General features: G+C 61.7%; 20 protein-coding genes, 1 tRNA gene, 1 pseudogene and 1 CRISPR repeat array. Of the genes and pseudogenes, 9 read left to right on the top strand and 13 right to left on the bottom strand.

Going from position 1 to position 25,126, the window contains the following annotated elements; translation table 11 throughout:
- Window positions 1-10: 10 nt before the first annotated feature.
- The 3 genes from ACZ46S_RS16910 to ACZ46S_RS16900 form a co-directional block, all read right to left on the bottom strand.
- Complete coding sequence (locus ACZ46S_RS16910; protein ID WP_464062681.1) at window positions 11-442, bottom strand: hypothetical protein; 432 nt, start codon at window positions 440-442, stop codon at window positions 11-13.
- Window positions 443-467: 25 nt separating this feature from the next.
- The gene (locus tag ACZ46S_RS16905) at window positions 468-5,357 is read right to left on the bottom strand and encodes a DUF4011 domain-containing protein (protein ID WP_464062680.1); all 4,890 of its coding nucleotides are present in this window, start codon (window positions 5,355-5,357) and stop codon (window positions 468-470) included.
- A gap of 409 nt (window positions 5,358-5,766) precedes the next feature.
- Window positions 5,767-6,177, bottom strand: coding sequence for a hypothetical protein (locus ACZ46S_RS16900; RefSeq protein ID WP_464062679.1), 411 nt, complete (start codon window positions 6,175-6,177; stop codon window positions 5,767-5,769).
- Between the two features lie 259 nt (window positions 6,178-6,436).
- Between ACZ46S_RS16900 and ACZ46S_RS16895 the strand changes: the two genes are divergently transcribed.
- On the top strand, window positions 6,437-6,703 hold the full coding sequence (locus ACZ46S_RS16895; protein ID WP_464062678.1) for a hypothetical protein: 267 nt from the start codon (window positions 6,437-6,439) through the stop codon (window positions 6,701-6,703).
- Between the two features lie 2,085 nt (window positions 6,704-8,788).
- Here ACZ46S_RS16895 and ACZ46S_RS16890 read toward each other — a convergent pair.
- The 6 genes from ACZ46S_RS16890 to ACZ46S_RS16865 all read right to left on the bottom strand — a co-directional run bounded on the left by ACZ46S_RS16890 (window position 8,789) and on the right by ACZ46S_RS16865 (window position 13,159).
- Window positions 8,789-9,361, bottom strand: coding sequence for an HD domain-containing protein (locus tag ACZ46S_RS16890; RefSeq protein ID WP_464064300.1), 573 nt, complete (start codon window positions 9,359-9,361; stop codon window positions 8,789-8,791).
- Between the two features lie 395 nt (window positions 9,362-9,756).
- Entirely contained in the window at window positions 9,757-10,434 is a 678-nt protein-coding gene (locus tag ACZ46S_RS16885; protein ID WP_464062676.1) for a GAD-like domain-containing protein, read from the bottom strand.
- A gap of 21 nt (window positions 10,435-10,455) precedes the next feature.
- On the bottom strand, window positions 10,456-11,139 hold the full coding sequence (locus ACZ46S_RS16880; protein WP_464062675.1) for a GAD-like domain-containing protein: 684 nt from the start codon (window positions 11,137-11,139) through the stop codon (window positions 10,456-10,458).
- 7 nt (window positions 11,140-11,146) lie between these two features.
- Window positions 11,147-11,854, bottom strand: coding sequence for a polymorphic toxin type 15 domain-containing protein (locus ACZ46S_RS16875; protein ID WP_464062674.1), 708 nt, complete (start codon window positions 11,852-11,854; stop codon window positions 11,147-11,149).
- Window positions 11,851-12,750 (bottom strand): DUF4123 domain-containing protein, encoded by a 900-nt coding sequence (locus tag ACZ46S_RS16870; RefSeq protein ID WP_464062673.1) that lies wholly within the window; start codon window positions 12,748-12,750, stop codon window positions 11,851-11,853. Before ACZ46S_RS16870 ends, ACZ46S_RS16875 begins: the two co-directional genes overlap by 4 nt.
- A 1-nt stretch (window position 12,751) precedes the next feature.
- The gene (locus ACZ46S_RS16865; protein WP_464062672.1) at window positions 12,752-13,159 is read right to left on the bottom strand and encodes a PAAR domain-containing protein; all 408 of its coding nucleotides are present in this window, start codon (window positions 13,157-13,159) and stop codon (window positions 12,752-12,754) included.
- Window positions 13,160-14,245: 1,086 nt separating this feature from the next.
- A CRISPR array of direct repeats spans window positions 14,246-14,824; the repeat unit is 30 nt; unit sequence CCGGTTCATCCCCGCGTGGGCGGGGAACGC.
- A gap of 665 nt (window positions 14,825-15,489) precedes the next feature.
- Here ACZ46S_RS16865 and ACZ46S_RS16860 point away from each other — a divergent pair.
- The 3 genes from ACZ46S_RS16860 to ACZ46S_RS16850 are packed head-to-tail and all read left to right on the top strand — an operon-like array spanning window position 15,490 to window position 18,473.
- Window positions 15,490-16,629, top strand: a complete 1,140-nt coding sequence (locus ACZ46S_RS16860; protein ID WP_464062671.1) for an ABC transporter substrate-binding protein — start codon at window positions 15,490-15,492, stop codon at window positions 16,627-16,629.
- Window positions 16,622-17,704 (top strand): FecCD family ABC transporter permease, encoded by a 1,083-nt coding sequence (locus ACZ46S_RS16855; protein ID WP_464062670.1) that lies wholly within the window; start codon window positions 16,622-16,624, stop codon window positions 17,702-17,704. Before ACZ46S_RS16860 ends, ACZ46S_RS16855 begins: the two co-directional genes overlap by 8 nt.
- Window positions 17,691-18,473 carry an ABC transporter ATP-binding protein gene (locus ACZ46S_RS16850; RefSeq protein WP_464062668.1) on the top strand — a complete coding sequence of 261 codons (783 nt, stop codon included), beginning with the start codon at window positions 17,691-17,693 and terminating at the stop codon, window positions 18,471-18,473. The genes ACZ46S_RS16855 and ACZ46S_RS16850 overlap by 14 nt, the downstream gene beginning before the upstream one ends.
- Before the next feature lie 320 nt (window positions 18,474-18,793).
- Here ACZ46S_RS16850 and ACZ46S_RS16845 read toward each other — a convergent pair.
- The 3 genes from ACZ46S_RS16845 to ACZ46S_RS16835 form a co-directional block, all read right to left on the bottom strand.
- A tRNA-Glu gene (locus tag ACZ46S_RS16845) sits at window positions 18,794-18,869 on the bottom strand.
- A 17-nt stretch (window positions 18,870-18,886) separates the two neighbouring features.
- Window positions 18,887-19,066, bottom strand: coding sequence for a DUF2256 domain-containing protein (locus ACZ46S_RS16840; RefSeq protein WP_295742740.1), 180 nt, complete (start codon window positions 19,064-19,066; stop codon window positions 18,887-18,889).
- A complete protein-coding gene (locus tag ACZ46S_RS16835; RefSeq protein WP_464062667.1) occupies window positions 19,063-19,419 on the bottom strand; it encodes a hypothetical protein in 357 nt (118 codons plus the stop codon). The genes ACZ46S_RS16840 and ACZ46S_RS16835 overlap by 4 nt, the downstream gene beginning before the upstream one ends.
- Here ACZ46S_RS16835 and ACZ46S_RS16830 point away from each other — a divergent pair.
- Window positions 19,404-20,374: pseudogene (locus ACZ46S_RS16830) on the top strand (RluA family pseudouridine synthase). The gene ACZ46S_RS16835 and the pseudogene ACZ46S_RS16830 overlap by 16 nt on opposite strands.
- A gap of 233 nt (window positions 20,375-20,607) precedes the next feature.
- On the top strand, window positions 20,608-21,516 hold the full coding sequence (rpoH, locus tag ACZ46S_RS16825; RefSeq protein ID WP_295742750.1) for an RNA polymerase sigma factor RpoH: 909 nt from the start codon (window positions 20,608-20,610) through the stop codon (window positions 21,514-21,516).
- A gap of 243 nt (window positions 21,517-21,759) precedes the next feature.
- Here the strand turns inward: rpoH and dksA are convergent, their stop codons facing one another.
- Entirely contained in the window at window positions 21,760-22,173 is a 414-nt protein-coding gene (gene dksA / locus ACZ46S_RS16820) for an RNA polymerase-binding protein DksA (RefSeq protein ID WP_026440636.1), read from the bottom strand.
- A 183-nt stretch (window positions 22,174-22,356) separates the two neighbouring features.
- On the opposite strand from dksA, the gene ACZ46S_RS16815 reads away from it, so the two are divergent.
- Genes ACZ46S_RS16815 through ACZ46S_RS16805 form a run of 3 tightly spaced genes read left to right on the top strand, consistent with a single transcriptional unit; the run spans window position 22,357 to window position 25,070 of the window.
- Window positions 22,357-23,151, top strand: coding sequence for a glycosyltransferase family 2 protein (locus tag ACZ46S_RS16815; protein WP_295742754.1), 795 nt, complete (start codon window positions 22,357-22,359; stop codon window positions 23,149-23,151).
- Complete coding sequence (locus ACZ46S_RS16810) at window positions 23,148-23,828, top strand: TVP38/TMEM64 family protein (RefSeq protein WP_464062666.1); 681 nt, start codon at window positions 23,148-23,150, stop codon at window positions 23,826-23,828. The genes ACZ46S_RS16815 and ACZ46S_RS16810 overlap by 4 nt, the downstream gene beginning before the upstream one ends.
- Window positions 23,829-23,834: 6 nt before the next feature.
- The gene (locus tag ACZ46S_RS16805) at window positions 23,835-25,070 is read left to right on the top strand and encodes a multidrug effflux MFS transporter (protein WP_464062665.1); all 1,236 of its coding nucleotides are present in this window, start codon (window positions 23,835-23,837) and stop codon (window positions 25,068-25,070) included.
- The last annotated feature ends 56 nt before the right edge of the window (window positions 25,071-25,126 follow it).

Raw genomic sequence — 25,126 nt, 5'->3', positions numbered from 1 at the left:
GGGCTCTGCATCAATCTTTTTGTGAAAAAGAGATGAAAGGAAATGCCAGCGTTATTTCCTGTACGGGACCGACATCATCCGGTGAGTTATCGTCTTGCGATTTTGCAAATCGCGCTAACACCGTAATAGAGAACGAGAGGGTATCCGGATTCGATGGTGGCTGTTGTGCCATGTATCGCATCGAAACTCCTAGAGAACTGCCAGGGTCAATGTAAGAAAACTGGCTAATAGCGGTATTGTTAGGATTAGCGACACAATCGGCATAGTCATCATTGCAAAAAGGAATGCCATTTGGCATCGGCTGATTCAGCTTCGCGCCGGAACCCAGAAAAGCATTCTGCGAACCGTCCGTTCTGGCATCATCAATATAGATGCGTATGTTGCTTGTGTTTTTAATCACCACTTCAACAGAGACTTCGCCCTGGGCATAGGCCACCCTCATAACATTAGCTGTAAGACCCGAAGAGCTAGCCGTCCCCAGAGCCTGGGCAGATGCACCGTCCGGGATAGAATAAACCGTTAACACCATTGCCAAAATAGCCCAGAACCGCATCACCACGCCCTCGCCGCTTAGTGTACCCCAGAGAATTATTGTATCTTTTGAATGAGTACAGCAAGGCGGACGAAGAGAAAATCTGGCGGTAACATAAATTTGCATGGCGATATAATTGCCACACCAAGAGATTCTGCCCATAAATGGACAATCCAGGGTTTCCCTTGTGGAGCGCAGAAATGTCTTTGCGTGTGATGGTTCGTTGGTTCAAATTACCGAAATTCATGGACATTGCCGGCGCCCCCGGCTCAGTTGGGCCATAGCCAACACCAAGCAGGATCACATCCCGTTCGTCCCCCTGCACAGTTTCAAGATTTTTGACGAACACCGGCTCCAGGACGCCGTCGCCGAAAAATGGCTCCAGAGCAGGATTGCCCGCGCGCTCTTTGTCCAAAAGATCTTCAACCAGCTTCTGTTGCTCAGCGTTCAGCACGATGATGCCCAGCGTTTTATCGCTCTGCGTTGGGTCGGTCAGGCGGGAGACAGCTTCTGCGACCAGCGCCTGCGCCTCGATCTGGTTCGTTCGCCCAATGCCCTTTGCATAAACACCTGCCACGCGCCGCCAGGAAACAGCACTCGCCCGCGTCACCGCGGCCGGGAAGGTGATGAGGCGATTTTCGTAATACCGGCTATTGGAAAACGCGATCAGGCTTTCATGCCGGCTACGGTAATGCCATTCCAGCGTGTGTTGCGGCAGTCCGGCGGCAAGGCATTCCTCAAGAATGCTTTCCGCGTCCCGCTCATCGTCGCTGACCTCGTCATCATCCCCGCCTCGGCCGAAGAAATTGGTAGGTGGCATCTGCCGCGGGTCGCCCGCCACGACAACCTGCTTGCCGCGCGCCATGGCGCCGATCGCATCCCAAGGCGCGATCTGCGAGGCTTCATCGAAGATCACCAGATCAAAAAGAGGTTGTTCGGCCGAGAGATATTGCGCGATCGAGAGCGGGCTCATCAGCATACAGGGCGCCAATTTCGTAAAAGCGTCACCCATTTCGCTGGTCAGTTGGCGGATCGGTTTATGGCGCTTCTGCAGTTGCAGCTGATGTTTCAGAATGCCGTAGCCATCCCTTTTACCAACCTCATTCTTGTCGGGGATCCGCCCGCAAATCCTCGCCCGCGTGTAGCGCACAGCCAAAGCGGCTATCCTGTCTTCAAGCTTGCGAAAGGCCATGATGTCGCTACCATGCACATCCGGCACGAACTCTTTCAAGCGCGGTTCAGAATCAATCAGCCGTGCCGCGAACCAGCGCGCATAACCCGTTTCGAAAAGATCCGGCAGGCTATCGCTCTGACGGCTCACTTCTATAAGTGGCCCCAACCCTGCCCCACGCGCCTGTGCCACCACACGCAGCCAGTTACACCAGGCGTTCAGCCGCGTTGGATGGGCCAATACCGCCGCCGAGAGCAGACCAAGCTCATTTAGTCCGGCGTTTGCTTCAGCGTTAGCGAGGCGCGCAAGCTTCGCCACTAAAGCCTGCATCGTATTTAAAGCTGCAACGCAATTTTGCAGCGCACGTGCGATTTTACCTTCCGGCGCCAGCAATTCATTGGCATCAACAACCAACTGCCGAACACTCTGCCGCCGTTCGACCAGCGCGTCCGGATCCGTGATCCCGGCCCCTATCGCCTGCCGCAACGCCTCGGCCAACGCCAAAGCTACCTCCATCCGGCCGACATCGCTGCGCAACCCTGCCCATCCAGGCACAGCTTGCAAGGCGCCCGGCAACACCGCCAGCTCAGCGGTTAACGCCTGCAAACGGCGCAGACGAGGCAAGTCTTCTGCCGGCGAAGGCGCAGTTTCTGCTTGACCCAAGGCTGCTAATTTCGCGGCAACCTTCTTCTTGGCTCCACCAGCAAATAGGAAAAATTTCTGCGTCGCCGCCTGCCATTCCAACTCCATGGCGGCGACAGGCACGGCGGCAATATCAGTGTAAGGTACTGAGAGCTCGACCTGAATAAGCCGATAAGTCCCTAGAAGGTGATTTAGCTGTGCCAACGCAGGGGCCAGCGTCGCGTAATCCGACGCGAAGGCAAAGCGCAGATCCTGCCCATGGGCTTGTAACAAGCTCTGTACCAGGTGGCATAAAGCCTCAATCCCCGGCAAATCATGTGCGGTTTCGAACTTTACGGCTGCCTGCAGGCCATCACGTGCCGCCAAGAGCGCCGCCAAACTGCCGGGGAAAGCCTGCGCCGCCTCTAAAAACTCATCTTGCCAGCCATTGGACCACTCCATCGCCCGCAGCGACGCGAAGCTCTCTGGCACCCCGGCCACTTGTGCGGCACCGATTTGTAGGCGCCTGACAATATCACGCAGCTCCGCCAGATCCTGCTCGCTATGCTCAACCGAGGCAGGCCAGGAAAGGCGCGGTGCGCGCATACTATCATTCTTGACCGCAACCCCAATCGCCTGATGCAGCGTCATGCCGTTGGGCTGCGACCGATGCAGCAAGGCGACAAACTCATTCAACCGATCACGCATCAACCGCAGTTGACCGGCCTCACGCGTCCACATTTCTGGCGAGAACGCGTCCCGCGCATCCCAAGCACGCTCAAGTTGCTTCAGAACCTCCAGCTTGTTCGCCTTGTTCGAATGTAGCTGTAGACAGAACTCTCCGAGCCCCTTCTCCTCCAACCGCCGATGTACCACGTTCAATGCCGCAATCTTTTCGGCGACGAACAAAACCCGCCGGCCGAGGGCCAAATTATGCGCGATCATGTTCGCAATGGTCTGGGACTTACCTGTCCCTGGCGGCCCATCGAGTACGAAGTCGCAGCCATTCGCGGAGGCGACCGTCGCCGAGATCTGTGAGGAATCCGCCGGCAGGGGCAAGAACAGCTGGGACGGGTCGAGCTTACGATCCAACTCTTCGGGGCGCGGATAGTCGCCCGCAGACTGATAGCGCTCCTGGCCGCGCTCAATGAGATGCTTCACCACAGGGCTTTGGGTGAGCAGGGCGGCGCGGTCCGCCATGTCCTTCCACATCAGATATTTGGCGAACGAAAAACTGCCGAGCATCACCTGCTCGGTTACCTCGAACCCGGCCATGTCGCGCACCGCGCGGCGCATGATGGTCAAAACGACCTTTACATCCACCCCTTGCCCGTTCGCGGGCACCGGCAGGGCGGCGCCTAAGCCCGGAACATCGAGATTGAAATCGTGCCGCAGCAATTCGAGCAGGGTGAGGTTGAAGCGCGGCTCATCTTCATGAGCGAGCATCGCCACTCCCGATAGCGCGCTTTTACGCTCCAGCCTCACCGGAACCAGCAAGAGGGGAGCCCGGTAGAAGCGCGCATCGTCGGCGGATTTCCGCCATTTCAAGAAGCCCAACGCCAAAAACAAAGTATTGGCCCCGCCCTCTTGAACATCGCTACGCGAACTGCGGAAGAGGTCGACCAAAAGCGTGTCCAGCTTCTCCTTCTCCAAATCGCACAAAAGCGTATTCCGCTCCTGCAACGCGGCCCTTGCCATCTCCTCCTTCAGATTTTCCTGGGTTTGCGCCGCAAACAGCGCCTCGTCACGCCCGCTGACCGCATTTGCCGGCATTGCCGCAAAATGGATCTTCTGGCCGGCGGCAAGTCTCTCCTCCAACAGTCCCAGATCAAGGCAAAGAGGGCGTATTGCCTTGTTTTTCTCGCCCACATGCAAAAGCCTATTGCGCGTCGTCAGGTCGAGCAGTTTGCGCTGCCAATGTGCCAGCCGCCCTTCCGGTGTATCCGCCGGCTGCGGCTCATCATCGGCCGGAATAGCGATGAAATCCTCCGGCGGCAGGTCGAGATAAAACGGGGCGGCCTCAATCTCCGGCACTGCCCGGGCAATCACCGCTTCTGAGCCAAGCGGACGAACCCGCATCATCCGCGCACGCCTGATGTCGAGCGCTGCCTCGAACGCAGTGTCATGCGCTTCTTCAAGCTGGCGGTTGCCCTGGGCGATCGCTTGCAAAAAGCTCGCATCGTTCCGGTCCGTGGCGAAGGTGGTCTCAAAGACCACCAGATCGTTCAGCGCCACATGCTTCCTTAGAACCTCCGCCTCTTCTACCGCCAGGTCAGGCAGACTGGTGGCGCGGGTCCAAAAGCCGCAAAACGCATGCCCTTGGGTAAGGATAATAAGCGGGTGCAGCCCCGCCTGTTCCAGGCACGCTGCGAACAACAAGGAGGTGTCGAGGCAGGTCGCGACCAACCCATCCAAAATTGCGCTGGGCGACCTGACTTTCTGCCCCTCCACCTCGAAACTTGCGGGCGGCAGGGCATAGCTCAGGTTCAGGCGCCTGATCGCCGTCCAGATGGCTGACACCAGCTGCCACGCGTCCTGGGCAGAGCGCCGATACCCATCAATGGCATCCTGTTTTCCCGTACTGTGCAATATTTCAGATGCGGATTTGAGGATGCGATCAATCGCCGGGTCATTCGGCATGCAGTAGGCGGCCAAAAGCCCAAGCGCGCCCATGCCAGCCCAATGCAGCCGTGGCAGACACTCGACCTCGTACCGTGCCTCGGCAAGCTGCGCTTCGCCAGCAGTAAGCGTGAAGCACAAGGCGCCGCGCAGCGCCTCGTTAAGCCCGGCCAACATCCCCGCATCCAGGCTGACCAACCGGTCACTGATATGGGTGGTCGCCCCCGGCGCTAAACGCTCAATCCGCCAGGTTCGGGGCGCGATAAAAGTGGGGCTGGCGCTGAGTGTGAGAATCGCCGGACCGACGGCTTCTTCGCCCCCATTTTCAATCTTCAGGTCCGCGATCAATGGAACCGCGTTCTGGTGCGAGGCAAAGCCTATTTTTGGCTGCACCAGTGCTTTGACCTCGATCATCCTACCCTCTGCATTCTGCCCAGCGGGAAGGAAGCGTAACAAACTCTGGCCTTTCTATACAACCCCGCCGCGCATCGGGGCAGGTAGAGATCGGGGCGGCACACATCTCCACCTGCAGCCTGATGGCCTCCCAGACCATAGATATAGAGGCTGCGGAAATTTGGACGCCAAGCGGGATGTGTTAGCACGCGCCCCAGGGCGGCGTGCCAAATGAGCCGGAAGTACAAAGCGGTGACTGAGACTCAAAGTCTCAGATGAGACTCAGCGCCACGTTAGACAGAACAACAGAGATTTTCAAAACAAACAGTTGAAATACAACGATAAAATCTTGTGTGAGACCGATTACATCAAAACTGGAGACTGGCACATTTGATGTCCGCATAGACCTCCTCACGGCCTATGGGCGCCTTTATTTGGCGGAGAGGCCGTACTCCGCCAACGCCTCCGCACAGGCCTTGTCCAGAAATTTGATCACCAAAGCTCGTTTGGTGGTTTTCTGGTTCCTCATCAAAAATTCCAGCTTCAAGTGGATACTCGCCGGCACATCTGTATTCATCGCCTTGTCTACATCTTGGAAATTCTTATCCATCCAACCGCATTCATTCCACACGATTGGATGAACCATCGCGGGTTTAACGGCGCCGTCCTCTTCATTCACTGGAGACGCGCTGCTCCCCGGTGCATTTAGGCCTTGCTCTATGAGCCGCCGTGCCGCTTCCGCCCTATTGGGTAAATCCCTCTGCCGGCGGCGCCACTCGTCAATCTTTCCAGCCAAAAGATGCGGCAAGCGAATTTCAAAGCGGGTGAACAAATCAGCCATTTCCGACTCTTTCATAATAATTTACGGTTGATACGTATCATACGGTCCGTCGTAGATACGTATCAACCGTAAATTACGTGTTTTCTATTATATCGCGCCCGCCGGGGGCTGCTCCACCGGCCTTCCCAAGATGATCCAAGCTGTTTTGCACCAACCCCAAGCGACTTGGCGCGAACACTGCCTCCTCGATTCTCACCGTTCGCCATGATGCGCCACAGGTCGTGACGGCATCACAGCAGGGTAACAATCGAGGTTTACGATGCACAAACGCTTATCTATCCCTGCCAAGTTCATCCCCGCAGCGGCCGAGCCCACAGCTCAAGCGGCCAATTCAAATGGTGTCCCGCCAGTCTTCTGCTCAATCCAGGACTGGGTCAGCTATTCTGGCATGAGCCGCTCAGCGACCTATCAAGGCATCAAAGAGAAATGGCTGCCGTCTCTGAAGCTCGGCAAAACCCGCCTTATTGACCGGGATCGAGCCGTCGCCGCCGTCCGTGCCCGCTTTAGCTGCGCCGAAGCCGCCTAAAATTGGCTCCAGCCCGGCTGACGGACAGGCCCGGGCGCCACAGGAACTTTCCCTGTAGCAGAATGCGTGTCTTCACCCCGGACAAAACCGGGGTCCGCCTCATAGTCTTTTTCGCAACGTGGCTCCGGTCATCCGGCACGCGGCGAAAAGGCGAGGAATCAAAGCACGGCGCGACGTCAAACAATCGCGATTCACACTGGGATTCTCACCCGCCACTGTGGCTTCGGCTGCTGAAGCGGACATCTCCGATCCCCCCCTGGCGGGCGTCCGCCTAGGGGATATAGTCAACCCGTTTGAAAGCCTGCGAATTGGGCCGCAGCATGAGGAGCGCAATCCTCACCAGCATCGTGAGATGCCGGACTGCGGGGCAGACGGACTGGCCCTCCGGTGAAACTGGGCGGTTGGCGAAACAGAGTGTAGAAGGCGCCCCCGAGATATCCGCTCGCTTGCCACCCGGCAGGCAGGGACGCGGAGGCGGAGACTTGCCCGGACGCCAGAACGCTCCATTAAGGGCTCTGACTATGGTTTGTACTAGCTGCAAAGCCGCCGCGCGCCCGGCACGACAAACCCACCCAGCGCTACAGCTACGACACGTCTGCGCTGGCCTCTCCAGGCAGTCTGGCCTCGAGATAGCACCAGACGGGCGACGCCTCACTTTTCAAGAACAAACAGCCCGCGCGGCGGATTTAGCCCCGCCATAACGGATATCACGTTGCCAAGCCGCTCCCCGGGGCGCCCGTAGTCCCGGCACCAGCGCCGCTACGATACAGAATCTGGGCCCAATATGCACCGCCGCACCGATGCGGCGCGCGCAGCTCCAGCACAACCGGGACACCCTGCAGGAGTGATTGCAAACGCGGCACCTGCGCGATGCTCGGAACACAACAAGAACCTTGAAACCAACAACCAGCGCCCCGAGTCGGGCCGTGAATTTGCCGTCCACCACCGGCACTAAAATCTAGCTTCGAGGATCCTTCTGTTTCCCACAGAATCAATGGCGCTGAAGCGTGCTCTCTGTTGGACCAAGAAATCTATTATCTATTGATAATACTATTATTTATTCTCTTTTTAACAACACTTCCTAAGCGGAGACGGTTCCGGTTGCTGCCACAGTTCGCCTAACCAGCCCCCGGAAACCGGGTGGTCTGGTCAGACTGCGACAGCGGGAGAAGACTTCCTGAAGGGAGCCCGGCCCCATGGCTGCAAGCCTTAGGCGACGCAACGCCCGTACTCAGATCTACCCGGCCAGGTGAGGCAGAAATTACACTCTGCCTCCTGCGTCCTGTGCTGCGCTCCGGTAGACCGACGGATCACCCGCCCAGTCACTAAGCCTTGGCTATGCAGCAGCGTCCTCACGGTCGCCAAGTTGTCTCTCCGATGCGGTGCCGCCAGTTCGACCCGACCACGGCATCGGCCTTTATGCTGTCCCGCGCCGCAAATGCGACAGAAGATGAGCACAGCCTGACAAAGTGCTTGCACATTGATCCGGCCCCTATGGAATACCGTCACGACTTATTGGGAGAAATGTCATACGCCAAAAATACTGCGTCATGGAGGGCATGTTCTGGCACGTCTCTTCTCCAATTTGAGACCCTCCAAAGCCGCCAATTGGCCGGCTTCTCGCCCTAAATCGGAGCGGCTGTAACGGATACACCGTCAAAACACTAATTGAGCCGGCAATGCCAAGCAGATGCGAAACATAGAGCCTGGGTAATATCGCTCATTTTCGCGAAAGAATTACCGACTTTTCGATCCGTGGGTGATGTGTCACGTACAACATCACGTACAACGTCACGTACAACGTCACATTCACCGACGTCTGTCCGCCTCAGCTTGGTGGCGACAAGGGGTATGCTCAATTTTGAGCATACCCCTTCAGCGTCTCTACACACGCCCCTTCAAGACACTTGACCTAAGGCCAATTCGCTCGAGACAGCTCAACCTAGATCGCCCCATACGCCAGATGCCGGGCAGGCAAGACCGCGGAAGTACAGACTTGCCCGGTCGCCAGAACGTCGTCTCATGGGCCCGAGCAAGACGCGGTTCAGCTGAATTTAACCTCGGCCCCATCCACGCGCGCCCTCACTAACCGGCCAAACGCTGCAACTCCGCCACCGTAGCGCCCAGCTCTCCAGCCAGCCGGCCCGGCATCAACCGTGCAAAACAATCGGCCAGACCGCGATAATACCAGAGCGTGCCCTCCTTCCCGCCGGTAAAGCGACTGAACACATCCTCCCCCACCTCACGGAAATCAGCCAAAATGGCGCGCGCATTATAAAGCTTGTCCGCACAGGAAACGAGCCACACATCCGGGCCAGCATGTTCCAGATGCGCGATATAGGCTTCCTTACGTTCACGCCAGGGCGGCTTCGGCAGTGTGTCCGCGTCCGTACAGCCACGCACAATTGCCGCCGCCCGCGGACCAAACCGCGCCTCGATCACCGGCTCCTGCTCAGCGCCTTGGTCCTCAATCGCATCATGCAAGAGCCCGGCAATCGCCTGGTCTTCATCCCCTCCATATTCCAGCACCAAGCCGGCAACGCCGAGCAGATGCGAAATATACGGCATCTCGGCCCCTTTGCGGGTTTGCTCCGCATGAATTGTCATCGCAAACGCTGCCGCGTCAGCCAACCGCTCCCAGCGGCCAGGTTGTGTCACCCTTCCGGTCAAGACCTATCTCCATGTGTGGGAATGTGCCGCGATCATGCGAGCGGCGGCGATGCAAGGCAAGACGAAAAAGTTAAAACAAAGCAAAATCAAAATATTAGGTTTGAAACGAAATTTCGAGAGCCCTTGCGCGCCTCTGCGGGCCGCGAATGATCCCTCTTGGCCATGCCGGCCGTCATGTTGGCCCGGGGCTGCACCCTCTGTTGGCGCCGATCTTCGCCGCTCTTCGCCATCGCCCGCCCGACAGGATTGTGAGGGGAAGTTGGTGGGAAGCTGGAGGGAAGTCAGCCACCGCAGCACGAGCGTTTCCATTGGTTGGTGGCCATGCCCGCACCGTTCAACATCAGTACAGTTCCATCGCGACGAGATGCGTCGGCGCGAGCAGCTTAGCCGCCAATGGTTCGCAGGACGGTTTCCTGCGCTCCAGCGGCAGGCCGAACCAGGAGGCGGCAGCGCCCGAGATCGGCGAGGAAAGAGAAATGTGTCAGCGCATCCAGCCGTTGCAGATGGTCGAGCCGTGCTGGTCCACCCAAGGGCAGTGCCGGCACGAATCCGTAGCATTCACCTAGGGAGAGTTGGCCAAGGCGCGTACGTGCTCTTGAGAAGAGCGGTTCTGCTTGTGGAGTATCTTCGAAGAAATCAAACGAATCTTCAAATTCCAACATGAAGAGAGGAACCGCGACAGAATAGGTTCCGGTTGCTTCACTATCATTGAACTCAGCCACACGAACGGCAAAATGTGGAAGATCAATCATCAGCCTTTGATGCTGCTCATTCCAGGCCAGCAACTCGCCGAAGGCTGAGTATCCCACGATGTGCGTCTTGCTTGGCGCGAGCTGTGCATCGCCCGCGAAGATGCGCTCAGCCACCGGCGCGAAACGCTGCGGCAGGCAGAATTGGAACTTGCCCCGCTTCCACATTCCGATCCCGTGGCTTCGCCAGAAGGCCAATAGATCGGCCGGCAGATGCCCCTCAAGCTCGGCCAGTTGCTCCGGGCGCGGGTGCATGGCTTGCTCAGGCAGGCCATTGTCTTCGAGAAGTGTCGCGAACCAGTCCTTGTCCATCTGGGCGGCTGGCCCTTGCCCTCAGCCCGCGCCCATTTGGCGCAGGGCGACGACCTTGCGGTTCTCCGTGTCGTTGTAACGCAGTTCGATCGGTTCAAGCTGGGCGATGATGGCGAAGTGCTCCGCAGCGCGGACCTTGCGCACCTCGTCCAGCACACCGAGACCGCCCAGTCCGACCGCCGGGAAGAAGCCGTAGCATTCGCCGTAGGATAGCTTCCCGCACTTCTTCAGCGCTCGGTCGAAGAGCGGCTTCGCCGTCCCGTGCTCGAAAAAGTCGTATCCAGCATCAACACGGCTCAGACCAGATGGGAGGGACCGATCTGGCTCCAAGATAGGATGCTTCGGGGAGACATGCCGTGTGTACGCAATCTTATTTACCAGATCTACATCCAGGAAGTAATTCTTGTTTTCCCAGACGAGCAACTCTCCGAACGCGGTATAGCCGATCAGTACGGAAGTTTCGGCTGGGAAGTCCGGATCGCCCTTAAGGATCATATCGACGAGGCTCTGGTAGCGGTCCGGCCGCACGAGTTGGAAGCGGCCGTCGAGCCAGAGTCCGGCACCGTACTCCTCCCAGAAGTCCAGAAGGGATTCAGGAACCCGCCCACGGTAGGCTTCCCGCACCTCGGCGGGCACCGGCTCTCCACCGGCGGGCGGGCCGAATTTCTTGATGCAGTATTCGAAGTTTGCGTTGAGCTTGGTCATGGTTGTGTCAATCCTCGCAGGGTTCCAGCCTGATATTCATCTTCTCATCGCCGCGCTGCAAAGCCTTCTTCACCGCGTCCTTCAGTGCCTGCACACGGGTCTTCCATTGCGAGCCAATCGAGCGGTTGATCGATTTGCTGCCCATCCCCATCGCATCACGCTCCCCACCGCCGGCGATGCTGTCCAGCGCGTGAGTTGCGTCCAGGCTCTTCATCTCCTGTATTGTCTGGGTACTGGCCATCTGCTCGGCCTCTTCCGGGTTGCGCCCCTGCTCTTCAAATTGCTCCGCCAATTCCTTTGCACGATCCTTTTGGAATTTCCCTCTTGTCTTCTCCCGCTTAGCGGCATCTCCCTCGGGCCTGTAGCTGCGTGTATCCGCCTTGCGCTTATCGGCCGCATCCAGCCTGTCCTGCATCTGCTGCGGCGTTTGGCTGTTGATCAGGTCCTGCTGGTCCTGCAGCTGCTGCTTCATCTCCGCCTCGCTCTGCCCGGCGGGCGTATTGAAGCACGGGAGCGCGTCGCCGCACTCCACGCAAGGCTCAGAAGCATCGGCATCCTTGAGCTGCTCGTCGGCCTGGTTGTTCGCGTGGCTGATGGCATTGGACAGCGCCTTCGCGGCGACAACCGTGACGATCAGACCGATCACCGCGCCGGCGGCCATGCCGATCGGCCCTCCCACGGCACCAGCTTCCGCGCCAATCACCGCCCCGCTCATATGGCGCCTCCGGCTGTGGTGCGCTGGGCCATCGCCTGCATCAGGAGCTTGATTTGCCGGTCGGGCGATGCGCCCCCTTCATTCAGCGCGGCACGCGCCTGTCCAAGCTCCGCGAAGCGGCCTTGCGTCATCAATTGCAGCCAGGCGAAGCGCCCCAGCCCCGCTTCCGTTTTCAACCCCCAGGCACGGCCCCGCGCCTCACTCCGCGCCACGAAGACCAGCAGCCCGGCCTCCTCCATGCCCCTGGTCTGCTCCGGCGCGGCATCACGCAGATAGGACGCGATCGCCCGGTGCGAGCGTGCCGTCATCGCTCCCGAGAGCGCCTGCATCTGCGCCTCGTTCAGCGCCAGCCGTCCGTGCGCGGGCGCCGGCCAGTCCGCCCGGCGCTTGGCCTGCAACGCCCCCTCCGGCGCCGCGATCGCCAGCGCCGCCGCCGGGCCGAACAGCCGGGCGCGCTGTGCCGGGGTCAGCACCGGCAGGATCATCGCCAGCACGCTCGGGTCCCAATGGCGGAACATCACCGTCCGCTGCGCCGGCGCGAACGGGTCCGGCGCAGCGTCTTGGGCTGGCGGCGGGGCCGGAATCTCCACCAGGTTCAGCGTGCGCAGATACCGGTAGAAAACGGGCTCGTCCGGTTCCTCTACCCGCCAGAACACGGCCGCCCCCTCGATGCCCTCGATGCACAGCAGCTTGCGCAGCCGCCGCTCGTTCAGCAGCGCCAGATGCGGGCCGGCGCGCACGATCCCGGCATTGCCGCGATATTCCAGGAACAGCGGGCGCGCCGCCACATCCACCTGCCGCAGCAAAGCGGGGAGGTCGTCGTATTTCGCGCCATCCAGCACGGCGAAAACCGGGGAGGGCCACCCGGCCAGAATGTCAGCAAGACCGGCCGCCATGTTACCCCATGCTCATGAAGGGCGCGCCCGCCGCCGCGGCCTGGCGCGGGCAGGGCGGGGCGGCCGGGCTGGCGCCCACCGCTCCGGCATTGCCGCCGCCACCGCTGCCGCCGCTCTCGCCGATCAGCACCGTGAAGCAGCCCAGCGCGATGACGCCGCCATGCGACATCTGGTCGCCCATCCGCGCCGCCGGCATGCCGCCGATCAGCACGGTGGAGGAGCCCATCGCCACCGTATCAGGCGGGCCGACGCACACCGCCATGTCGGAGACGCGCGCGGCGGGCAGGCCCCCGACCAGCACGGTCGGGCAGCCAGGGCCGGAGACGGGCCCGCCGACATGCGGCACGGGGCCGTTACTGGCCGGGCAGGTGTGCATGTCCGTCAATCGCGCTGCGGGCTTCCCGGCCATTCATTCGCCTCTTGATAGAACCGGGTGCAACCTACGTGAGCCGGTAGCGCGCGTAAATAACGCCATTCGTTACGAGGCGACCATTTGTCGGCAGGGTGGGATGGGGGCGGTTTTGAGGGTGAGTTTCAGGACGCTGGGCTCTACAGCCAGCTTCAGTATCAGGGAAGCGGGTAGCCAAACGGGCTATTCGCAGAGGCAGAGGTCCATGGAAATTCTTGGAGGCCTCTTTCTGAGGGTTAGTTTGGGGTCGTTGGCTGACAGTTAAGGAGGCGTTCATCACTGAGTGGCGCAATCGAGTGCAGGACCGACTCGGCCGGTACTCGCGAATAGTCCTTTACAGCAGCAGCTGCCGAACCATTCGTCACCACAGCGTGCTACTACCTTCCCGAACACCGTCACCTCCCCATTCGTGAATGCTCATCGCACCAACGAACCGCGCCTGCAGCCGGGCTGTCGCCTTTCCAGTGGAAACCAACCGCTCTGTAAGGGAATACGCCGTCATCACGCGCTCAGTGCCGCCGTACAGAAAGCCGCAAAGTCCAAATCGGATAAGTCGTACGAAAATCGTACGGCACCGACATTGGAGCGAAACACAACGCTAAGTTATTGAAATACCTGGCGTGCCATTCGCCATGAATGTGATAACTGGAAGGCTTTGAATTCATTATGAAAAAATTTTCGACTGATACGCCTCACCTGAACTTACCCGCAATACGTCCTTTTCGAAAATCCATGTGAACCATGAAATTACTTTATAACTGGCGCGTTTTTTGACGTAAAAGACGATTGGACGCGGTGTGAAACGGCGATATTCTGCCCACCGAGCCCAGCTATTTCGGCTGGCGCAATTGTGGGGTTCCGGCAGGCCCCATCACCGCGTCTGTTTGCTCAAGCGCTTTGTGTAACGACGACCGCACGTCGCATGCTGCTTCAAGCCCACCGCCGCCGCCCTCCCCGCCGGAATGCCAAGCTGGTTATCGCTCCTGCGACAAGCGGAAGAGCCGGCGCCCCAACTCGATGATTGTCCGTTGCAAGCACAGGGGTTGCTCCAGAATGGCTTTTCAACCACTCAAGCACGGCTTGGTTCAGGTGCATCCCCGCGTGGGCGGGGAACGCAATGCCAATGACGGCACCGCCGCATATGATCTCGGTTCATCCCCGCGTGGGCGGGGAACGCTCACCTATACCGGGTCGAGCCTGAAAGGGCGCCGGTTCATCCCCGCGTGGGCAGGGAACGCCTGACCACAAGCTGGCAGCGCTTTTCACTGCCCGGTTCATCCCCGCGTGGGCGGGGAACGCGCTGAAAAAGCCGCTGAATTTACACCTGTTCGCGGTTCATCCCCGCGTGGGCGGGGAACGCGCCAGAGCGCATGCTTGCGAGGGTTTCGCCTCCGGTTCATCCCCGCGTGGGCGGGGAACGCCCGGGACTGCCTGGCACATCATCAAGGTCGGCCGGTTCATCCCCGCGTGGGCGGGGAACGCTCGTTGGAGATCGGCACCAACGCCGTCAGGTCCGGTTCATCCCCGCGTGGGCGGGGAACGCGGCGACATGATCGATTGCGGGTATCCGTTCACCGGTTCATCCCCGCGTGGGCGGGGAACGCTGGATGACTGGAAGTTTGGCCATGGCGACGATCGGTTCATCCCCGCGTGGGCGGGGAACGCAGCTTGAAGAACGGTACCCTACCATGGCCGTGACAATCGGAGCGCCGGCAAAGCTCTGCTGAGCGAACATCACGTAGAGCATGGCGAAGACAAAGCCGACGATCGCGGCGGGCGTGAACATGGGCGGATTCAAGCATGAATTGGCCCGCGGAGGCGAGGAAATTCCCCCGCGTTTAACTGCTGGTTCGGCGCAAGGCGGACCAGCGACCACCGCCCCCCGATTTGCACCCCAAAAGCCCCCTCAACACATGCTGTTGCTTGTCTAGGTGGCGGCAGGCTGGCGGCAATGCGCGGCTGCGCCTAGCCTATAAAACCCTTAACACGATGCCCAGCCCGGTCTCGACCGCGATCCGCGACAGCGCGCGCAGCTTCCTGGAGCGGCGCGAGAGCCATATGTGTTTAGGCTGACGCGCCAGCGTCAAGATAAACCCATGAAATGACTCGCTAAAACAAAACTAGAACAGCCAGTTAAAAACTTGATGCTGTAGAGCCGGACGAAATCGGCATCCGCCCCTCCGCAAGACGGGAGCGGAACAAGGCAGGCCCGCACGGCCGCGCCTTACGCTGGCGAGCCATGCGGGCGCGTGGGCCACGCGCCAATTGCAAGTGATTATCAATACCATTATCTCCCTGCGGATCATCATGGTCGAAGAGAAGGACAAAGCATGGCATTAAAGGCGTGGCTGCAACCCGGGATGCTGGCGGGCCTCCTGATCTTGGGAATGGCCCTCCCCCAGCCCGCCGCCGCAGCGCCGATCACGGTCACCGACATGGCCGGCCGAACCGTGACGCTGGATGGCGTCCCGCAACGTATCGCCTTGCAGGATGGCCGCGTCGGCATGGATCTGGCCCTGCTCAACCGTGCCGCGCCGTTCCAGGATGTGGTGGTATGGAATAATCTGCTGAAACGCGCGCAACCGGGCCTCTGGGCGCTGATGGTGAAAAAATGGCCGGCCGCCGCCGCCATTCCCGATATGGGCTTCGACGATAATGGCGAGGTGAATGTCGAGCAGCTGATCGCGGACAAGCCGCAATTGCTGATCGCGGAACTGCGCGCCAGGCCGGTGCTGGAGCAGGATGGCGCGATGAAGGCACTGGCCGAGGCCGGCATCAAGGTGCTGTTCGTGGACGATGCCGAGCATCCGGTGCCGGATGCGGCCAAGAGTGTGCTGCTGCTGGGCAAAGTGCTGGGGTGCGAGCGCGAGGCCCAGGCTTATTACGACTTCTACCAATCCCACTATCAGGCCCTGCGGGCGACGATCGCCAAACAGCCGCAACCGCGCCCGAACGTGTTTGTCGAGGCGCTGGCCGGCCAGCATGACGCGAATAATTGCTGCTTCACCCACGGCAATTTCGGCTGGGGCGTGCTGGTGCAGGAGGTCGGGGCGCGCAATCTCGGTTCGACCGTGCTGCACACGCCCTCCGGCCAGATCGGCATGGAGACGCTGCTGGCCGACCAGCCGGATGTGATCATCATGACCGGGCGGGGCCCAAGCGACGCCATGGCGCCGATGGGCTTTGGCAGCACCGCCACCGCGATTGATGCCAGGCTGGCCGCGCTGGAGGCACGGCCCGGCTTCGCGCAGTTGAAAGCGGTCCAGGCCGGGCGGGTTTATGGCATCTATCACCCATTCTATTCGAGCGTGCTGAACATTGTCGGGCTCGAATATCTGGCCAAGTTCATCTACCCGGCCGCCTTTGAGAATCTCGATCCAGGCAAGACCTATGCCGACATCATGACCCGCTTCACCGCGCTGCCGCCGGGTGATGCCATATTGGGCCAGCAGAGCGCCCCGCATGAATGAGGCGCTCGCCCTGCACCCGCCTGGCGCCACCCTGGCCAGCACCTATCGCGGCGCGCTGCAGCGGCGCGTGACGGTGCTGGTCCTGCTCGGGCTGGGCTGTGTGGCCTTGTTCTTCGCCTATCTGTTCATCGGCGGCGGCACGCTGAGCCCGCGCGACGTGCTGGACGGGCTTTTCCACCCCTATACCGCCTCGCCCTCGGTCAGCGTGATCCTCTGGCAGCTGCGCCTCCCGGTGGCCTGCACCGCCGTGCTGGCCGGTGCCGGCTTGGCGCTGGCCGGCACGCTGATGCAGCTCGCTCTCAACAACCCGTTGGCCGAGCCCTTCACGCTGGGCCTCTCCTCCGCCGCCGGCTTCGGCGCGGCGCTGGTGCTGGTCGGCAGTTCAGCGGTGACAGCCTTGTTCGGCGGGCTCTCGCTCGGGCTTGCCGTCTCCGCCTCGGCCTTTCTCTGGTCGGTGCTGGTGGTGGTGCTGATCGGGCTGCTCGGACGCTATCGGCGGATGAGCGCGCAGAGCATCGCGCTGGTCGGCATCGCCATCCATTTCAGCTTCTCCTCCCTGCTCGCCTTCACCCAGTATAGCGCCAATGTCGACCAGCTGCAGAGCCTGGTGTTTTGGCTGCTGGGCTCCATCCAGCGCACCAGCTGGACGCAGGTGGGCATAGATGCCGCGATCCTGGTGGTGATCCTGCCGCTGCTGCTCAGCCGCGCCTGGCTGCTGACCAGCATGGCCAGCTTCGGCGAATTGGCGGCGGCGATGGGGGTGCGGGTGGCGCGCACCCGGTTTCTGATCCTGCTCGCCGCCGCCCTGCTCGCCGGTTCAGTAACGGCCACCATCGGCATCGTCGGCTTTGTCGGGCTGGTGGCACCGCATATCGCCCGGCTGCTGGTCGGCGAGGATCAACGCTTCTGCCTCTGCGCCGCCGGCTTTTGCGGCATCATGATCATGCTCACCGCCGCCATCGCCAGCCAGACGCTGGTGCCCGGCGCCATTCTGCCGATCGGCATGCTCACCGCTCTGCTCGGCGTCCCCTTCTTCCTGTGGCAAATCCTGAGGAAACAAAATGGCTTTGCTTGAAGTCCGCCATTGCGCGGTAACGCTGGGCAAGCGGGCAGTGCTCAGCGATGTCAGCTTTTCCATCGCCGCCGGCACGCTAACCGCAGTGCTGGGCCGCAACGGCGCCGGCAAAACCACCCTGGTGCGCGCTTTGGCCGGGTTTCTGCCCTTTACCGGCGACATGCGGGTGGGCGGCGAGGACATCACGCGGCTGCGCCCGGCCGCCCGCGCCAGAATGTTCGGCTATGTCGCGCAGGATGTCTCCGCCACCCCGGCGCGGCTCAGCGTGCTGGACATGCTGGTGACGGCGCAGAGCACGCATCAACGCGGCTGGCGCGCCCCGCAGCAGGCACTGCACGAGGCCTCGTTCATCCTGGCCGCTCTCGACCTGACCGCCTTCGCCCATCGCCTGCTCTCGGAACTCTCCGGCGGCCAGCGGCAGATGGTCTCGCTCGCCCTGGCCCTGGTCGGCAAGCCGAAGCTGCTGCTGCTCGACGAGCCGACCTCCGCCCTCGACCTCGCCAACCAGATCCATATTCTCGATTTCGTGCGCGCCTATACGCGCCGGCACGGCATCGCCACGCTGATGATCCTGCACGATCCGAATCTGGTGACGCGCTTCGCGGATGCGGCGCTGCTCTTGAAGGATGGCCGCATCGCCGCCGGCGGCACGCTCGACGAAGTGCTGACCACCGCCAATCTCGCCGATCTCTACGGGCTGGACTGCCATATCGCGCAACTGCCCTCGGGCCACAAGATGATCTACCCGCTTGGCGCGCGCGGCGCCTGATCCAGGCTGCCCACACACATCAACACCTGAAAAGTGGGCCGAACCCAGCCAATCAAAATCGACCACCGTTCACCGACGCGATCAGCACCCTCCGCAGGAGCAAACAGACAGCCCACAGCAACCAATAAAGATCTGCACCCTAGTTGAGCCAATCATCAACGGGCATACGTTAGGAGATCCTTCGCAGGTACCGCGTTGCCACGATCGAGCCGCCTTCGGCAGGCGAAAATCCCATTCCGTCCCGAACTGCATAGTGAGTAAATTGTGAGTAAGCGCCCTGATCCAGAGCCGCAAAACACCAAAATTTCCAATGAAATCAATGGCGTCCCCAAGGGGATTCGAACCCCTGTTACCGCCGTGAAAGGGCGATGTCCTAGGCCTCTAGACGATGGGGACTAAAGGTGGGGCGCTGCTTAATCTACCGCGCGGGGCCTGACAAGCGCCAAAGCATCTTTTTTTGCGCGCTCATATCGCCCCTCCCGGCAGGCGGCGGAGCAATATTTCACCTCGTCCCAGGTTTTCGCCCATTTTCGCCGCCAGGCGAAGGGGCGGCCGCAGGCCGGGCAGATTTTTTCGGGCCGCGCGGTCTTCATGGCCCGGCCAGCACCGCATGGCTCTGGCCCGTGGTTGGGTCCAGCAGCAGCACGCGCTCGCCCTGCGGGCCGCGCACCCAGATCGCCAGATCTCCCCCGGCGCTGGCGATTCCTGCCACATGCTCGCCCGGCTGCAACGCCACAATGCCGCCCGCCGGCACCGCCGCGCCCTGCACCGCGCCTGGCGCCGGCACGCTCGCTACCGCGACGCTCGGCGTCGACGGCGCGGAAAATCTGGCATAGAGACGGTGAATGATCGTGCCGATGACGACCGTGGTGCCGATGACGATCAGCACCCCCATAATCCCCACTGCCGCCTTCAACCCGCGTAGATTCTGTGGCTGATCCTGCATTTCACTCCATCCTGGCTGGCCCGGAAGCATCCGGGCAGCGGCTTGATTCCTACCTTGCCGCGCGCATCGGCACCATCTCGCGCTCCCGCGTCAAGGCCCTGATCCTGGAGGGGGCCTGCACGCGCTATGGCATTGTCACCACCGACGCCTCCGAGACCGTGCAGCCCGGCACCCTCTACCGGCTCGCTTTGCCCGCCGCCGCGCCCGCCCTGCCCCAGCCCGAATCGCTGCCGCTGGATATTCTTTATGAGGACGACGCTCTGCTCATCCTCAACAAGGAAGCCGGCATGGTGGTCCATCCCGCCCCGGCAATCCGGACGGCACGGTGGTCAATGCTCTCATCGCCCATTGCGGCGAGAGCCTCACCGGCATTGGCGGCGAGCGCCGGCCCGGCATCGTCCACCGTCTTGATAAAGACACCTCCGGCATCATGGTGGTCGCCAAAACCGAGCTCGCCCTCACCCGCCTCTCCGCCGCCTTCGCCGCGCGCGACCTCGAGCGGCGCTATCTCGGCCTCTGCTGGGGCCTGCCCAATCCGGCCAAGGGCCGAATCGAGGGCGATATCGGCCGCGACCCGAAGGACCGCAAGCGCATGGCGGTGGTCAAAAGCAACGGCAAGCACGCCGCCACCAATTATCAGGTGCTGGCGCAAGGGCTGGCGGCTTCTTTGATCGCCTGCAAGCTGGAAACCGGGCGCACCCACCAGATCCGTGTGCATCTCGCCCATATCGGCCATCCGCTGATCGGCGATCCGGTCTATCTGCGTCGCCGCCCGGCCGCCGCAAAATTACTGCCGCCAGAGGTCCGGGACATGGCCCTGGACTTCCCCCGCCAGGCTCTGCACGCCGAAACTTTGGGCTTCGCCCACCCCATCACCGGGGCTTCCTTGCGCTTCTCCAGCCCCCCGCCCAACGATTTCAAAGCCTTGCAGGACGCATTGCTCGCATGCGCCTGAAACAGGACTAAGACGGTCGTTTTTATTGACGGCTCTAGACGAACGTACGTACACTCCATCCCGACGCGTTCAGTTCATGAACATTCCTGACCATTTGTTTAGCCGCTTTTAAGCGGCGCTGCGGGATAAGTTTGTTAATGTCTGAGCGTTGAAAAAATTCAAATGACGTTTCCTTTGCCGGCGCCGGATTGGCTGGGCCAGAGCGAAGGGGACGAAAGCCTAGGAGTTTCCGTATGGCCTCCACAATGTCCAGCCTGGCGCCCGATGCCAGCCTCTCCCGCTATATGCAGGAGATCCGCAAATACCCGATGCTCTCCCACCAGGAGGAGGAGGCGCTGGCCCGCTCCTGGCGTGACCATGGCGACCAGGAAGCCGCCCACAAGCTGGTCAACTCGCATCTGCGCCTCGTCGCCAAGATCGCCATGGGCTATCGCGGCTACGGGCTGCCGGTCTCGGAGCTGATCTCCGAGGGCAATGTCGGCATGATGCAGGCGGTTCGCCGGTTCGATCCGGATCGTGGCTTCCGCCTGTCCACTTATGCGATGTGGTGGATCCGCGCGGCCATCCAAGAATATATCCTGCATAGCTGGTCCCTGGTGAAAATGGGCACCACCGCCGCGCAGAAGAAGCTGTTCTTCAATCTGCGCCGCCTGAAAGGCCAGATGCAGGCGATCGACGATGGCGACCTCTCTCCCGAGCAGGTCACCAAGATCGCCACCGTGCTGGATGTGCCTGAGCAGGATGTGGTGAACATGAATCGCCGCATCTCCTCGCCGGACAATTCGCTGAACGCGCCGATCAAGATGGATGGCGAGGGCGAGTGGCAGGATTGGCTGGTGGACGAATCCGAAAGCCAGGAGACCGAGATGGCCGAGCGCGAGGAGCTGACCGGCCGCAAGGCCCTGCTCGCCACCGCGCTCAAAACCCTCTCCGAGCGTGAGCGTCACATCCTGGTCGAGCGTCGCCTGAAGGACAACCCGACCACGCTGGAAGACCTCTCCCAGCATTACGACATCTCCCGCGAGCGCGTGCGCCAGATCGAGGTGCGCGCCTTCGAGAAGCTGCAAAAGTCGATGAAGGCGCAAGTTGCAGAGCAGCGCCAGGTGGCCAACGCCAACGCGGCGGCCCTGCGGCTGAACTAATAGAAGTTTTTGGGGGCGGAGGCGGCAAAGGTTCCGCCGCTGCCTGGCAGCGGTGGAAAGCCGCCGGAGGGGTGGGGTGTTTTTTCAAAAACACCCCACAAACGTCTGGGGTCGTGGCGCTGTTGGTGCCACAACCCAGACATTTTCCGCCCTTTTTTGAAAAAAAGGGCGGCCCCAAAAAACTTTTGCAACCTATTCATCGGGCACAAAAAAACCGGGGCAAATGCCCCGGTTTTTTTGCGCTTAGTCGTCGCGGTGGACCTTTTCCATCCGCTCATGGCGCTCCTGCGCCTCGATCGACATGGTCGCGATCGGCCGCGCCTCCAGCCGCTTCAGCCCGATCGGCTCGCCGGTTTCCTCGCAGAACCCGTAAGACCCGTTCTCGATCCGCAGCAGCGCCTGGTCGATCTTGCCGATCAACTTGCGTGCCCGGTCCCGGGTGCGCAGCTCCAGCGCCCGGTCGGTCTCCACGCTGGCGCGGTCGGTAATGTCGGCTTCGAGAATCCCACCCTCGCCCAGCGAGGCCAGGGTGCCATTGGCTTCCTTCACCAGATCAGCCCGCCAGCGCAGCAATTTCTGGCGGAAATACTCGGTCTGCATCGGATTCATGAACTCTTCGTCGTCCGATGGCCGATAATCCGGCGGTAACGAAATCAGCATTCCGTCAGATCCTTAAATCTTTTAGGCGAGTCCTGTTACCCGCCCCCTTATGGTCGAGCGGGCTTATAGCGATGCACAGGGAACAAGCCAAGCGGCGGGCGGGCTCTTGCGGCATCCTCCAGGGCACACCATGTCACATTTCGCAATGCAAACGGGGTGAAACGCCATAGATACGCCCCAATGCTGATCGTTAATGGCATCATGAACATCGACCCTCGTCCGATCTCCGAAGCCGATTTTGCCCTTGGCGCCCCGCTGATTTCGGTCGTGGTGCCGGTGCATAACGAGGCCCCCAATTTAAAGCCGCTGATCGAGGCGATCAGCACTTCCCTTGCCGGGCTCGCCCACGAAATCCTGTATGTCGATGACGGCAGCTCGGACGCCACCCCGCAAATCCTGGCCGAAATCGCCCAGACCCTGCCCACCCTGGTACGGCTGCGCCACGCCAAGAGCTGCGGCCAGAGCGGCGCCGTCATCACCGGCGTCAAGCACGCCAAAGGCACCTATATCGCCACGCTGGACGGGGACGGCCAGAACGACCCCGCCGACATCCCGGCAATGCTGGAGGCGATGCGCCAGGCCGAGGCCAAGGGGCCGTTGCCCGTGCTCATCGCCGGCCACCGCGTCAACCGGCAGGATACCAACGCCAAGCGCTACGGCTCGCGCCTGGCCAACCGCGTGCGCGCCTGGGCGCTGAAGGATGCCACCCCGGATACGGGCTGCGGCGCCAAGCTGTTCCGCCGCCAGGCCTTCCTGGAGCTGCCGCATTTCGACCATATCCACCGTTTCCTGCCGGCTCTGTTCATCCGCGCCGGCGGGCAGGTGGTCTCGGTGCCGGTGCGCCACCATGCCCGCGCCCATGGCGCCTCGCATTATAATAACTGGCAGCGTCTGAAGGTCGGCATCGTCGATCTCGCCGGGGTCGCCTGGCTGCAGCGCCGCTGGAAGGTTCCCCAGGTCGAGATCGTCGAATGAATAACGAGCAGCCTTCCCGCGCCGTGCCGGTCGCCACCGCCACCTCCAAGGCGCTGAAACCGGCCTTGATGGCGGGCGGGCTGATCGCCATCGCCGCCGCCCTGCCGCTGCTCGGCCATGGCGCGGCACAAGCCACTTTGGCCGGCCTTCTGGCCCAGGGCGGGGCGCGTGGCCAGGGGCTGTTCCTGGTGCTCTCCACCCTGCTCATCGCCATCGGCCTGCCCCGGCAGATCCCGGCCTTCGCCGCCGGCTACGCCTTCGGCCCGCTCTATGGCACCGCCATCGCCCTGGTGGCGCAGGTGCTGGCCTGCAGCCTGGATTTCATCTGGGCCCGGGCTTTGGCGCAGGATTTCTGCCGCCGCAAATTCGGCAAGCGCCTGGCCTGGGTGGATCGCACTTTGGTTCGCCACCCTTTCACCGCCACGCTGATGCTGCGGCTGATGCCGGTGGGCAATAATCTGCTGCTCAACCTGGCCGCCGGACTCACCTCGGTGCGGATGGTGCCGTTCCTCGCCGCCTCGGCCATCGGCTTCGTCCCGCAGACCGTGGTCTTCGCCCTGCTGGGGCGCGGCAGCGCCCCGGACCATGCTTATATCCTGCTGCTGGGGGCCGCCACCTTCCTCATCTCCGCGCTGCTGGGCGTGGTGTTGTGGCGCCGGAACCGTCCCGCCATATAGGCGGCCATGCAAGGCGCCCCTTCCCCGCATCCCGGCCTCTCCTTCGGCGCCTTCGTCGCCACCATCGCCATCATCCAGACCATCGTGGCCCTGGCCATCGACATGATGGTCCCGGCGCTGGGGGCGATTGCCGCCAGCTTTCATCTGGGCGGGGGCAATCAGCGGCAATGGGTCATCGCCGTCTTCGTCATCGCCTTCGGCGCCAGCCAGCTCGGCTACGGGCTGGTGGCGGACCGTTTCGGGCGCCGAAAGCTTCTGCTGGGCTGCCTCGGCCTCTACACGCTCTGCGCCTTCGCCGCCGCTCTGGCTGGCAGCTTCAATGCCCTGCTCGCCACCCGTGCCGCGATGGGCATCGCCGCCGCCGGCTCGCAGGTGATGGTCACCGCCTTGATCCGCGACTGCTATGCCGGGCGGCAGATGGCGAAGGTGAACTCGCTCTCCTTCATGGTGTTCCTCGGCGCGCCGATCATCGCCCCCTCGCTCGGCCAGGCCTTGCTGCTGGTCGCCCCCTGGCGGGCGATTTTCATTGCCCTCGGCCTCTATGCCGGCCTCACCGCCCTTTGGGTCGCTTGGCGGCTGCCGGAAACCCAGAGCCTGGCGGATCGCCGCCCCGTGGCCTGGCGGCCGTTTCGTAGCGCTGCGATCGCGACGCTGCGCAACCGCACCGCGCTCGGCTACACGCTGGCGGCGATGCTGCTGCTCGGCGCCTGGCTCGGCTTCATCTATTCCGCCCAGCAGGTCTTCGCCGAGATTTTTCACCGCCCGGCTCTGTTTCCCTCCATCTTTGCCATCTGCTCGGTCAGCATGGCGCTGGCAGCACTGCTGAACGCCCGGCTGGTCGAGCGTTTCGGCATGCGCCGCCTCGCCCATGGGGCGATGCTGGGTTTCATCCTCACCTCTGCCGCCCAGGCCGGCGCCGCCTTCGCCGGCGCCGACACGCTCTGGCATTTCGCGATCATCCAGACGGCGATGATGTTCTCCTTCGGCCTGCTGGCGGGGAATTTCTCCGCCCTCTCGATGGAACCGCTCGGCCATATCGCCGGCACCGCCGCGGCGGTGCAGGGCTTCATCAACATGCTGGGCTCGGCGCTGATCGGCATCGTCATCGGGCTGCGGTTCGACGGCACGTTGCGGCCGCTGGCGCTGGGCTTCTGCCTCTGCAGCCTGGCCGGCTTCGCGATCGTGTCCATCGCCGAGCGCGGGCGGCTATTCACCCCGCACAGCGTTCAGCAAGAGATTTAGAGCATCAAGCTTTTAGCTTGATGCTCTAAATCTTGTTTTAGTGAGCAATTTCATGT

Source organism: Acidocella aluminiidurans, assembly GCF_055383125.1.
This window is presented reverse-complemented; position numbering and strand designations above follow the sequence as displayed.

Coding starts and splice junctions, on each gene's coding strand:
- ACZ46S_RS16910 (WP_464062681.1), bottom strand. CDS start 442: ATGAGGGTGGCCTATGCCCAGGGCGAAGTCTCTGTTGAAGTGGTGATT.
- ACZ46S_RS16905 (WP_464062680.1), bottom strand. CDS start 5,357: ATGATCGAGGTCAAAGCACTGGTGCAGCCAAAAATAGGCTTTGCCTCG.
- ACZ46S_RS16900 (WP_464062679.1), bottom strand. CDS start 6,177: ATGGCTGATTTGTTCACCCGCTTTGAAATTCGCTTGCCGCATCTTTTG.
- ACZ46S_RS16895 (WP_464062678.1), top strand. CDS start 6,437: ATGCACAAACGCTTATCTATCCCTGCCAAGTTCATCCCCGCAGCGGCC.
- ACZ46S_RS16885 (WP_464062676.1), bottom strand. CDS start 10,434: ATGGACAAGGACTGGTTCGCGACACTTCTCGAAGACAATGGCCTGCCT.
- ACZ46S_RS16880 (WP_464062675.1), bottom strand. CDS start 11,139: ATGACCAAGCTCAACGCAAACTTCGAATACTGCATCAAGAAATTCGGC.
- ACZ46S_RS16875 (WP_464062674.1), bottom strand. CDS start 11,854: ATGAGCGGGGCGGTGATTGGCGCGGAAGCTGGTGCCGTGGGAGGGCCG.
- ACZ46S_RS16870 (WP_464062673.1), bottom strand. CDS start 12,750: ATGGCGGCCGGTCTTGCTGACATTCTGGCCGGGTGGCCCTCCCCGGTT.
- ACZ46S_RS16865 (WP_464062672.1), bottom strand. CDS start 13,159: ATGGCCGGGAAGCCCGCAGCGCGATTGACGGACATGCACACCTGCCCG.
- ACZ46S_RS16860 (WP_464062671.1), top strand. CDS start 15,490: ATGGCATTAAAGGCGTGGCTGCAACCCGGGATGCTGGCGGGCCTCCTG.
- ACZ46S_RS16855 (WP_464062670.1), top strand. CDS start 16,622: ATGAATGAGGCGCTCGCCCTGCACCCGCCTGGCGCCACCCTGGCCAGC.
- ACZ46S_RS16850 (WP_464062668.1), top strand. CDS start 17,691: ATGGCTTTGCTTGAAGTCCGCCATTGCGCGGTAACGCTGGGCAAGCGG.
- ACZ46S_RS16840 (WP_295742740.1), bottom strand. CDS start 19,066: ATGAAGACCGCGCGGCCCGAAAAAATCTGCCCGGCCTGCGGCCGCCCC.
- ACZ46S_RS16835 (WP_464062667.1), bottom strand. CDS start 19,419: ATGCAGGATCAGCCACAGAATCTACGCGGGTTGAAGGCGGCAGTGGGG.
- rpoH (WP_295742750.1), top strand. CDS start 20,608: ATGGCCTCCACAATGTCCAGCCTGGCGCCCGATGCCAGCCTCTCCCGC.
- ACZ46S_RS16815 (WP_295742754.1), top strand. CDS start 22,357: ATGCTGATCGTTAATGGCATCATGAACATCGACCCTCGTCCGATCTCC.
- ACZ46S_RS16810 (WP_464062666.1), top strand. CDS start 23,148: ATGAATAACGAGCAGCCTTCCCGCGCCGTGCCGGTCGCCACCGCCACC.
- ACZ46S_RS16805 (WP_464062665.1), top strand. CDS start 23,835: ATGCAAGGCGCCCCTTCCCCGCATCCCGGCCTCTCCTTCGGCGCCTTC.